General features: G+C 39.4%; 9 protein-coding genes and 1 tRNA gene. 6 read left to right on the top strand and 4 right to left on the bottom strand.

Annotation, left to right across the window (positions count from 1 at the left end; all coding sequences use genetic code 11):
• The first annotated feature begins 50 nt into the window (after nucleotides 1–50).
• The 6 genes from KBF89_08105 to KBF89_08080 all read left to right on the top strand — a co-directional run bounded on the left by KBF89_08105 (nucleotide 51) and on the right by KBF89_08080 (nucleotide 6,409).
• Nucleotides 51–127 (top strand) — tRNA-Met (locus KBF89_08105).
• A gap of 548 nt (nucleotides 128–675) precedes the next feature.
• Nucleotides 676–861, top strand: coding sequence for a hypothetical protein (locus KBF89_08100; GenBank protein MBP9116284.1), 186 nt, complete (start codon nucleotides 676–678; stop codon nucleotides 859–861).
• A gap of 187 nt (nucleotides 862–1,048) precedes the next feature.
• Nucleotides 1,049–3,466: a hypothetical protein gene (locus tag KBF89_08095; GenBank protein ID MBP9116283.1), complete on the top strand. Its 2,418-nt coding sequence runs from the start codon at nucleotides 1,049–1,051 to the stop codon at nucleotides 3,464–3,466.
• A gap of 147 nt (nucleotides 3,467–3,613) precedes the next feature.
• Complete coding sequence (locus tag KBF89_08090) at nucleotides 3,614–3,829, top strand: heavy-metal-associated domain-containing protein (GenBank protein MBP9116282.1); 216 nt, start codon at nucleotides 3,614–3,616, stop codon at nucleotides 3,827–3,829.
• 36 nt (nucleotides 3,830–3,865) lie between these two features.
• Entirely contained in the window at nucleotides 3,866–6,106 is a 2,241-nt protein-coding gene (locus tag KBF89_08085; protein ID MBP9116281.1) for a copper-translocating P-type ATPase, read from the top strand.
• Nucleotides 6,107–6,130: 24 nt separating this feature from the next.
• Entirely contained in the window at nucleotides 6,131–6,409 is a 279-nt protein-coding gene (locus KBF89_08080) for a metal-sensitive transcriptional regulator (GenBank protein MBP9116280.1), read from the top strand.
• A 24-nt stretch (nucleotides 6,410–6,433) separates the two neighbouring features.
• On the opposite strand, the gene KBF89_08075 is transcribed toward KBF89_08080, so the two are convergent.
• The 4 genes from KBF89_08075 to KBF89_08060 form a co-directional block, all read right to left on the bottom strand.
• Nucleotides 6,434–7,201, bottom strand: coding sequence for a M23 family metallopeptidase (locus KBF89_08075; protein MBP9116279.1), 768 nt, complete (start codon nucleotides 7,199–7,201; stop codon nucleotides 6,434–6,436).
• A gap of 192 nt (nucleotides 7,202–7,393) precedes the next feature.
• The gene (locus KBF89_08070; GenBank protein MBP9116278.1) at nucleotides 7,394–8,371 is read right to left on the bottom strand and encodes a DUF3494 domain-containing protein; all 978 of its coding nucleotides are present in this window, start codon (nucleotides 8,369–8,371) and stop codon (nucleotides 7,394–7,396) included.
• A 531-nt stretch (nucleotides 8,372–8,902) separates the two neighbouring features.
• Complete coding sequence (locus tag KBF89_08065) at nucleotides 8,903–9,739, bottom strand: hypothetical protein (protein ID MBP9116277.1); 837 nt, start codon at nucleotides 9,737–9,739, stop codon at nucleotides 8,903–8,905.
• A gap of 67 nt (nucleotides 9,740–9,806) precedes the next feature.
• On the bottom strand, nucleotides 9,807–10,673 hold the full coding sequence (locus KBF89_08060) for a hypothetical protein (GenBank protein ID MBP9116276.1): 867 nt from the start codon (nucleotides 10,671–10,673) through the stop codon (nucleotides 9,807–9,809).
• Nucleotides 10,674–10,966: the final 293 nt, after the last annotated feature.

Raw genomic sequence — 10,966 nt, 5'->3', positions numbered from 1 at the left:
TGAGTACTCTTATATACCTACTTTCAATACGAAATATTGAAATGTTTCGCCGCGGGGTGGAGCAGTCTGGTAGCTCGTCGGGCTCATAACCCGAAGGTCATAGGTTCAAATCCTATCCCCGCCACCATTTAAGATCTCATCTTTTTAAGAGATAACCTTCTGGTGGTTTGCTGCGTTTCGCAGTTTGCCCCATAAGGTAGGTGAAACCTTATTTTAAATATATTGAAATTTACCATTCTAAATATATAGTCTTATACTAGAAGAATACATGTTTAGTATTGACTTATTTGCTACGTTGGAATAATTGTCTGAGATCTCCAAAAATTGGAAATGCATTAAATGAAAAATATCAAGATTGCGATAAAAAATGAATTTTAAAGTTATTAAACGCAGTGGAGGATTAGTTGATTTTGAAAACGATAAAATCGTAAATGCAATATTATAGAGCGAGATGCTCTACTAATGAATTTGACCGCGATGTTGCAATGTATATTAAAGGACCACTGGAAAAGTAACCCGAGATAACCGACCGGTCAATAAGTACTAAAGACATAGTTGATTCAATAAAGTTGATTTTGTCTTAGGGAATCAACAACAAATTCAAAAATCATTCCAAAGCAAAATACACAGGTACAAGTACAAGATAGTACTGAGCAAGTTGTTACAAGCGTACCTTTGAGTGTTTTGGGCACTCAAGAAAGTAGGAGTATTGCCACTCCAAAAGAACAAGTAAAGAAATCAATTGAACTCAAAACGAATAGAGAACCATGGGGTTTTGCTGTTTTAGGTATTGGTGTAATTCTTTTTGGCTATTTTATTTATAAAATGAAAAAGACCACCTGCGTTAAAACCGATGTTTGATAGATCACACATTTGTTCATTTAACGGTTTGCGCGGTATTTGCATCAGTATTAGTACACCCGTGCAAAAACATGTGTAATACCCCAAAGCACACACTAAAAAATATATTTTTAGCTAGATAGTAATATTATAAATAAAAATAGAGTATTATCAATTTACATTTATTGTTAGTTTTCTAAGGGGAAAAATGAAACTCCTTTTACGTCTACTTCTTGCATTGGTAGTTATTGTGACACCAATGATTTTTTTCACCGCGTCACCAGCATCGGCTGCTGTTGACAATTGCACATGGAGCGGCGCAGGAGCCGACAACCTATGGTCAACGTCGGCCAACTGGTCTTGCTCAGTTGACGGCGCAACTGCACCAGGACCTGGCGACACTTTAGTTTTCCCTGCCGGTGCAGCACGGATAACAAACGTGAATGATCTCGTAGCCGGAACTGTTTTTGACAACATCAGTATTACTGGTGACCATTACGACCTTTCAGGAAATGCAATTGAATTAGATCCTGCAAGTACAACAATTTTAAGTCTTGACGGTTCATATAACACAATCAACATTCCAACGACTTTAACTGCTACAACTTCCCGTTCGTTTTATTCAGGTGGTACTGACAACGTAATCGCAGACAACCTTATTCTTAACTTTACGGGCGACCTAAACGTTACCGGTCCTGTAATTGATTCCCTGGAATTTACTGGTCCTATCACTGGCACAACAAGATTTATCGTGTTAAATAAGACCATAGAGCTTAAGGGCACTAATACGTTCTCAGCTACATCAGGAGTGCAGGTAAACGCAAGCGCGTCTATCTTTTGTGAAGCTCAAACTTGTTTAGGGGCCGCATCCAATGATGTAACTCTTACAGGAAGCTCAGTACTTTATGACAACACCACTGAAGATATTCCTAACGACATTTCCTTATATGCAGGATCATCATCGCCAGAAATCATAGGGATGATTGATGGTGCTTCAATTAGTGGAAATATAACCCTGGTTGATACCGACTCTTTTATAGGCACAGCTGCAGGAGACACACTTACGATTTCTGGAACAGTTGATGTCGGAGCGAACGCACTTTTTTATGGTGACAATATTTCCTACGGAAGCATCATTCAAGATGGTGTTGTTTCAGGTTCTGGAGATATTGTAATAGGAACTTATGTTTATATGTCTAATGCCAGCCTCTTTACTGGAGACACAACAATCAGCGCCGGTGGAACTTTATCGGCAGATCAAGCTGGTTCCATGGGTACTTCTGCAGGCGACGTTACTATCGACGACGGAGGCCGAATCGTCTTTGAAGGACTAGGAGGCAATATCACAGTCGACAAAGATATAACTGTGGCGGGTAATGGAACCGGTACAGGTGCAATCATTCTTTCTGACGTTACTGACGATGCGACAATTATTGGTGACATAACTTTGACTGGGAACACAACGTTTTCCAACGGTTTAGCTGGTACAAGCGAGCTCGACTTTTCTGGTTCAATCACTGGCACTGGTGATATCATAGTTACCAGCGTTGGCGGCACTGGAGGAATCGGATTTGGTGGAGCAACTCCAAATGATTATGTAGGAAATACTTACGTAACTGGTGGAGACCTATTCGTAGGGAAAACTTCTGGTATTGCAATCCCAGGAAATCTTACAGTGAAGGCTACATCGACTACGAGCGCATTTTTCCTTGTTGCGGTTCCCGGCAATAATCAAATTGCGGATAACGCAATTGTTAATCTAATCACAGATCCAGCGCATGGAGCACTTTTTGCTTCAAATGATCCCGATGAAGTTATTGGATCTCTAATTGGTGATGGTCTTTTATATGCGGACAGCTCGGCTCAAGGTTTTACTGTCGGTGGCGGAAATCTTAGCGGTGCGTTTTCTGGTTCGTTTGTTAACACGGCTCCTACTGCTATCACCAAAATTGGTACTGGCACTTGGGATCTCACAGGTGCAGCTTATAGTGGTACCGCTGGCCAGGGTCCGACTATCGCTGTTAGCGGTGGTGACGTAAATGTTGGAGGTGCATTGCTTTCTGAAATCGATACTGTTATCGGAACTGGTGCAACACTTAAAGGTACCGGCGCTATTGGCGACACCACAGTTAATGCTGGTGGAAACCTAAGTACTGGCAACTCTCCTGGATGTTTGCAAGCCAATTCACTTGCTCTTAATTCTGGAAGCAATTTCAACGTTGAAATAGGTGGTGCCTCAGCTTGTTCAGGATACGACCAGACTAACGTTATTGGAACAACAAACTTAGGCAATGCAACTCTAAATGTCAGCAGGTACAATAGTTATGCACCAGAGGAGTCCAGCCAATTTACAATCGTTGCTTCCACTGGAGCTTTATCTGGAACATTCAATGGTCTAGCTGACGGAGCAACATTTAGCTCAGATGGATACGTTTACCGAATCAATTACAGCACAAATGCTGCAACGCTAACAGCGGTATCAATACCTCCAGTATCAATACCGGCGCTTCCGACAACAGGTGTGAGCTTCGCTTCTATCCTCGTGATGATAACTTTGATGCTCTCAGCAGGCGGAACAATACTGTTGATATTAGCAAAACGACGTAGATTTCAATTTATTAAATAACAAATTAAGTGTGAGTTTGGAAAAGCAAACTCACACGTTTTTGGTAACTTAATTATTACTATTGCATCAAGTTTTCGACTTCGACTTGCATACCCCCAGGAGGTAGGGGTATGCTATTTCAAGTAGCAATATATGGAGGAGGCAATTATGAGTACATTCACATCTACATACACTGTTCAAGGAATGACATGTGGACATTGTGTCAATTCGGTGAGCGAAGAATTAAAGAAAATTGACGGTGTATCAAATGTCGATATTGATCTTGCAAGTGGCAAAGTTGAAATTAGCAGTGAAAATAAAATTGAGCAATCACTTATTGAAGATGCTGTTAGCGAAGCAGGCTATGAAGTTGCTTCAGATTAATAAACGATAAAAAATCAATATGTGAAGAAGATAAAAATGACTAACACTACTAACTCAAAAAAAGTTGAACTAAATATTGAAGGTATGACATGTGCATCTTGTGCTGCGCGAATTGAAAAAAGACTTAATAAAGTTGAAGGTGTAGTAGCGTCAGTGAACTATGCCACTGAAAAAGCTAGCGTCACTTTCGAAGAAGGTATTGATGCTTTTGAATTAATCGATGCAGTTGAATCTGCTGGTTATAAAGCATTTCTGCCAAAGGTTAAATCTGATACATCGATTGAAGATAGCGTTAAGTCTGACCCAACAAAGAGCCTAAAAGATCGTGCAATAATCTGTGCTGTACTTTCAATTCCTGTAGTTGCTATGTCCATGCTTTCTATTCTGCAGTTTAGAAATTGGCAATGGCTATCATTGACTTTGAGCGCACCCGTAGTTATTTGGGGTGCACTTCCATTTCATCTTGCTACTTGGAAAAATCTAAAACATGGTACTGCAACCATGGACACTTTAATTTCAATTGGTACTTTATCTGCATTCGCCTGGTCGCTATTTGCTCTATTTATTGGCGATGCTGGAATGGCTGGAATGAAAATGTCTTTTGATCTCATGACAAGCCAAAGAAGTGGAACAAACGAGATCTATCTCGAGGTTGCTTCTGCAGTGACTACTTTTATACTAGTTGGCAGATATTTTGAGGCTAAAGCAAAAAGTACAAGCGGAGAAGCTCTTAAAGCACTCATGGAACTCGGTGTGAAAGATGTAGCAATATTGCGAGACAACCAAGAAGTGCGTATTCCAATAGAACAATTAGTTGAGGGTGATTATTTTGTTGTCCGTCCAGGAGAAAAAATTGCTACCGACGGTATCGTACATGAAGGAACATCGGCAGTTGATTCTTCTTTACTCACGGGTGAAAGTGTGCCAGTTGAAGTGCAAGCTGGCGATCGTGTAATTGGAGCGACGATTAACGTTGGAGGGCGTCTTATAGTTGAGGCTACACGTGTTGGTAATGACACTCAATTAGCGCAGATGGCACAGATGGTTTCAGATGCGCAGAGTGGAAAAGCACCAGTGCAACGACTTGCTGATAAGGTATCAGCCATTTTTGTGCCTATAGTAATTTTGTTAGCTTTAGCAACGCTCGGTTTTTGGTTAATCTCTGGAGATGCTTCAGCACACGCATTTACTGCGGCAGTAGCAGTATTAATTATTGCTTGTCCGTGTGCTCTCGGGCTAGCTACACCTACAGCATTACTTGTTGGAACCGGTCGTGGAGCACAACTAGGGATTTTAATTCGTGGTCCAGAAATACTCGAATCTACACGCCGAATCGACACAATAGTATTAGACAAAACAGGAACAGTGACTGTTGGGAAAATGACACTCGTTGATATTGTTTTTACAAAAGAAACTAACAGAGCACAAGTGTTAACTCTTATAGGTGCGCTCGAGAATGCTTCTGAACATCCAATTGCTGGGGCTATTGCATTGGGGGCACAAGACGAAGTAGGTCAACTATCAAAAGTTGAATCGTTTATTAGTAAAGCTGGGCTAGGAGTACAAGGTCTAGTTGATGGCCATAAAGTAATAGCCGGTCGATCTTCTTTTCTTGAGGAGTCTGGTCTATCTATAGATCCAGAATTACGCTTGGCTAAAGAAGATGCAGAAGCTAAAGGACAGACTGTGATTGTTGCCGGTTGGGATTCTAAAACTCGTGCGATTCTTATAGTTGCCGATACTATAAAACCAAGTTCGCAAAATGCAATCGAGCAGCTTCGCAAACTTGGTCTCAATCCAGTACTTCTTACGGGAGATAACAAAGCTGTTGCTAATTCGGTTGCTGCTTCGGTAGGGATTAAAGAAGTGATTGCAGAAGTTTTACCCGCAGACAAAGTCGATGTTATTGCTCGATTCCAAGAACAAGGTTCTGTTGTAGCCATGGTTGGTGACGGTGTAAATGATGCAGCCGCACTTGCGAAGGCAGACCTAGGACTTTCTATGGGTACGGGAAGCGATGCTGCAATTAAAGCTGGCGATCTGACTCTTGTACGAGGCGATCTCCTATCAGCAGTCGACGCAATAAAATTATCGCGCAAAACGCTAGGCACAATAAAAACGAATCTCTTTTGGGCTTTTGCATATAACGTTGCTGCTATTCCTTTGGCCGCTGCGGGATTTCTAAACCCGATGATTGCAGGTTTTGCAATGGCATTATCCAGCCTATTCGTAGTGGGAAATAGTCTTCGACTTAGAAGATTCAATCCACAAAAATAGAAACAAGTATTTAGAAAGATAATGATGGTTGGATATAGTGAAGATAAAGAGAGCCTGATCAAGCGACTTGCACGAATTGAAGGGCAGGTGCGAGGTGTTTCTCGTATGGTAGAGGAAGATCGATATTGTATAGAGATACTCGATCAAGTAAGTGCAATCAAAAAGGCATTAGAAAAAACTGCAATGTTTCTGCTTCGCGATCATCTTGACCATTGTGTAGTTAATGCAATTAAGAGCGATAAAAAACAAGGACAAGACAAACTTGACGAAGCACTACTAGCTATAGAACGATTAGTTAAATAATATGTAAATATTTAGTACTTTTAATTATCGTGTAGCGTCATAAGTCGCACAGCCTGGATCTTTGTAGCTTTCTTGTGCATAAATATTAGGCTTGCCAAGATAAGTTTCCCAGCCAGCCATTATAGATGTGAGATCTTTATTAATTTTGTCTTTAACAGATTTGTCTAGGTCAACAAAGACACAAGTATGTGTACCATCCATGTTTAATTTTCCTATTTCTATCGTTCCAAATCCAGGATGGTTTTGAGTATCGTAATCGCTGACAGTTCCTATTACGTCCCCAGCTTTCACTTTATCGCCAAGCTTTACTGTTGGGTTAATAAGGTGTTCGTGTTCATACGCTGGATACATCAGCTCTTCTTTACCGGTAGCATTTTCTGATCCTATCCAAATGGTGTAATCGCCGCTATAAAGCTTTTCTAATTTATTTATATAACCATCACCTAATGCGAGAACGTTCGTTCCCACTGGAAGGAAGAAAACAGGTTGTGGATTTATTTTTGTTGGATCATTCGATCGGATATCGGCTAACCCGTATGGGGTGAAAATCAAATCTGATGCGAACGATTCTTTTGTAAACACCATGTCGCCAGCTTTGTTAGTAGCTGGATCGTATTCTTCAATATTCCATCCTATTGTCTTTATCTTAATATCAGTTGCTCGCGCTTCAGGGACATTATTGTTTGAAGATTGTTTATTATTAGCACTCGAAGGCTTGCCTCTTTGATCACCATCTTTTTTCTCACCATTCTTATCTCCAGAACACGATACAGTAGCTAAAGCAAAAGTCAAAACAAGGGTTAATAATATAATTTTCTACATAAAAGAACTATAGCTTTTTCTAAATCGTATATTGTTGATACTCTTTACTCTTTTAATCACTAAAGTAGATATATCCTTATTGGATTTTATTATTTAATGCTTACTGAAAGTAAAAATGTTACATAGCGAAAGTAAACAGTATGTGGCTCTAATTTCCTATAGTTAAATTTTAATTTTTTTAATCTTATTAATTTTTGTTAACCCGAGAGCAAACATTCCTAGGCCAATTGTTGTGATCGCGAAGAAAAATAGAAAATTATTAAAACCGGTGTCTGCCAACGTCCCGTCATCTCCTCCAGAGCCCGGCGTTGAACCCGATGTAGAGCCTGATGGTTGTCCGCCATTATTTGATGAAGGCACAGTAGTTCCATTTGTTGGAATTATGGTTGGTGTGCCGCAACCCTCAATATTAATTGTATTGCTTAATAGAGTTACTGCTCCATCAAGGGCAAGAAGACGACCGTGAATTCGGGCTCCGGTATTGGCAGAAATTGAAAATGCTGAAAGTACGGTACCTTCCAGAAAAGAGTTCGTACCTAGAGTTGCAGAAGAACCAACTTGCCAATAAACGTTACATGAACTTGCACCATTAAGAAATACAACGTTACTATTTGCTGCTGTAATTAGGGTCGTTGACGCTTGAAAAATAAATACAGCATTTGGATCACCTTGTGTGTCGAGGGTAAGTGTTCCTGTGATACCCAAAGTTCCATTGTTGTATACCCCCGGTGTGAGAGTTGAACCGCCAAGTTCTGTGGCGACAGCCGTCGGCGAAGCTGCTCCGGCTGCTTGATTATATGCAGTGACAATATCATTTTTTGCACCTTGAGTAACGTTGTCGTCGGCATGGTTAGTTCCAGTATGAGTAATCGATCCATATCCAGTAATTGCAGGTGTTGGGAAAGTACCTATGTCGCCATTAATTGTTGTTGAACCTGAATTCGTAATTCCTGAACCTGCAAGGACAGCAAAACTATTTGCCGTTCCTAACCCAATAGGCGGTGCAGCAGAAGCGGCCGAAACAAAAAATATCGAAGTGAATATTATTATGGCAACTGAAGTTACGGTTAAAAATCTGAAATTAAAAGTTTTAGTTTTGTGATTTATTTTTCGACTATGTGTATGTAATGAATTTAACATGATAGCGCCCTTCCATACTAGGAGAGGTAGCGTCTAACCCTGTTATATCTAGACGAACCAATCGGTATATAAAGCATATCCTAGCAATATAAACAGAGCCGGTTCGGTTGTCGATCGATTTCAGTTCAAATATAAAAATTGTGTGTCGAATGATAACTCGTTTGCAATCAAAATCTATGTTGCCCCAACGAGGTCCAAGCAATTCTTATTTTGTCTTCCGAGGAATAGCGAAGAGATCTGGATTCTTTTTTGTCTACATGTTAAGCGTAAACGAAGTTTGCTTCTCTTTGATATAGAGCATATCGAATTAATACCTTCACTTCTTTTACAGTACTATTAAATTTATGTTGTAGAAAATCTAAAAGTTCATTCCAGATCAAAAGCGCACTAGTAAGTTGAACCCAAGAAATATGCGAATGCCGGAATTAGGAGAAAAGAAACGAGAAAGGATACTATCGTTTGAACAACCCGTAATTAAGGTCATTAAATCGACAGTATCCAAATGTATATTTTAGCTATTGAAGCTAGAAATCAATGCCAAACTGAAGCACCGATCATGCAATGATCCGAGCCGAGTTTACAGTTAGGTGCAAACGCTGGACTACTGGTCAAGCCGTTTGGCACCATTATGTAATCTATTTGATATTTAGGCCCGGTCCACAATAAAGCATTGTGCGTAGGTGCAACAACCGCTGATTTAAAACCCGAAGTATTCTTAGCTACTGCGGAAGGAAATTGATTAAAATCTCCATTCAAAAAAGTAATATCAGCAACGTTCCAACTACCCCCAGCACCTAGAGAAAATAGAGACCCGTAAAGTTTGTATTGTGCAAGTTGACGGCCACCGAGCGCATTATCTCTAATATAATGTTTTACCTTGTTGTCGAAAGCAATATGGGTCACACAAGTAGATATCTTTTTCCCGAGATATAAGTGTTTAACACAGACCAAACCTTGAGCATCTTTTCCATAGGTACTAGCAGGGTTGCGCTGATCTTTAAATACATGTTTTTGGGCCGTTATAAGCTTTCCTCTATAAATTACACCCATTCCGACTCTCCCACCAGAAGGACAAACACTGTAGTCTTTAAATGGCCAAAAATAACCGGGCATTTTCATATCTTTTTTAAGTTGGTTGAAATCACTTTCGCAAATCTCTTCAAGGGTACCAGAAGACATCGAGAGATCCAAAAAAGCAAACTTAAACCAATAAAGATTAGTCTTGCTGCGTTTGCCAGTTGAAGCATCCCTACTCATCATATTCCATTGAACAGTTGAGATTTTAGTCTTATAATTACTCGTAGATTCTTTAGGCGTAGAAGCAAAACCTTGCGTGGTACTAAAAACTAATAATATTGATAACGTCAAGAGTAAACTTATCTTGAAAATTTTATTCTGCTTCATAGTAGATATTCCTTTATCTAGAAATTAATAATTAATGCCAAACTGAAGCTCCAATCATGCAATGGTCTGAACCTAGGTTACATGCAGGCTCAAACGTTGGACTACTCTGTAAATTATTAGGAACCAAAATATAATCCAATTGGTAACTCGGGCCGTTCTTACTTAGAGCATTATGAGTATTTGCAACTACTGTAGATTTATATCCACTAATTGATCCGGCAACACTATTAGGAAGTTGATTGAAATCACCATTTAAAAATATGACATCAGACTTATTATAGTTCTTGCCACCTGCCCCTATATCAAACAGAGTGCCGTATAGAGTATATTGCTTTAGTTGCTTAATACCAATCCAATTATTATTTATGCCACCTGTAACTTTCGGGAAATCCAAATGCGTAACACAAGATGTAATTTTTTTATTTAAATATGAATGTTTAACACAAATCATACCTAAAGCTCCTTTTCCATACGTCTGTGTTGGAGTTGCTTGATCTTTGAAAACATGCACTTGATGAGCTAATTCCTTACCTCTAAAAATAATACCCATTCCATAGTATTCTCCTGGAGGACAATTATGATGACGAATAATTGGAAAAAAATATCCAGGCATTCTCATGTCACTTTTAAGCTGATTAAACTCGCCAGTACAAATTTCTTGAATAGTACCAGAAGACATCGAGCGATCCAAAAAAGCAACCTTAAACCAATATAAATTAGTATCACTTTTTTTGTGGGTATATGGACTTAAAGACATCTTATTCCAGTCAACAGTTGAAATTTTAGTCTTAGGTGCAGTCGCTCTTGGCGTCGCAGCAAAACCTTGAGCTGTGCTGAAAACCATCACTATCGTTAACATCAATAGCAAGTTCATTTTGAAAATTTTATTCTGTTTCATAGTAGATATTCCTTTATCTAATAATTAACCGAAAACTAAAAAATTAACGGGGGCTTAATTTATTTTTTATTTATTATATAATGCACTATTGGAAATGAGCAAAGAGCAATCACTTCATTATTTTTTATGAATAATATCCTTTCTAACTTTAGTAAGCAAGAATCAGTGCCAGACTGAAGCACCAATCATGCAATGGTCAGAACCAAGGTTGCAGACAGGCTTAAAGGCTGGACCACTCTTCGAATCATTAGGAACCAAAATATAATCCAATTGATATTTAGGACCAGTCCATA

The sequence above is a fragment of the Acidimicrobiia bacterium genome (assembly GCA_018057765.1).
Classification (GTDB): Bacteria; Actinomycetota; Acidimicrobiia; order IMCC26256; family JAGPDB01; genus JAGPDB01.
The sequence above is the reverse complement of the archived record's forward strand: the minus strand, read 5'-3'. Positions and strand labels throughout refer to the sequence as shown.

Bases quoted from the DNA above. Each gene is read 5' to 3' on its own strand.
- KBF89_08095 (MBP9116283.1), top strand. From the start codon at position 1,049: ATGAAACTCCTTTTACGTCTACTTCTTGCATTGGTAGTTATTGTGACA.
- KBF89_08090 (MBP9116282.1), top strand. From the start codon at position 3,614: ATGAGTACATTCACATCTACATACACTGTTCAAGGAATGACATGTGGA.
- KBF89_08085 (MBP9116281.1), top strand. From the start codon at position 3,866: ATGACTAACACTACTAACTCAAAAAAAGTTGAACTAAATATTGAAGGT.
- KBF89_08080 (MBP9116280.1), top strand. From the start codon at position 6,131: ATGGTTGGATATAGTGAAGATAAAGAGAGCCTGATCAAGCGACTTGCA.
- KBF89_08070 (MBP9116278.1), bottom strand. From the start codon at position 8,371: ATGTTAAATTCATTACATACACATAGTCGAAAAATAAATCACAAAACT.
- KBF89_08060 (MBP9116276.1), bottom strand. From the start codon at position 10,673: ATGAAACAGAATAAAATTTTCAAAATGAACTTGCTATTGATGTTAACG.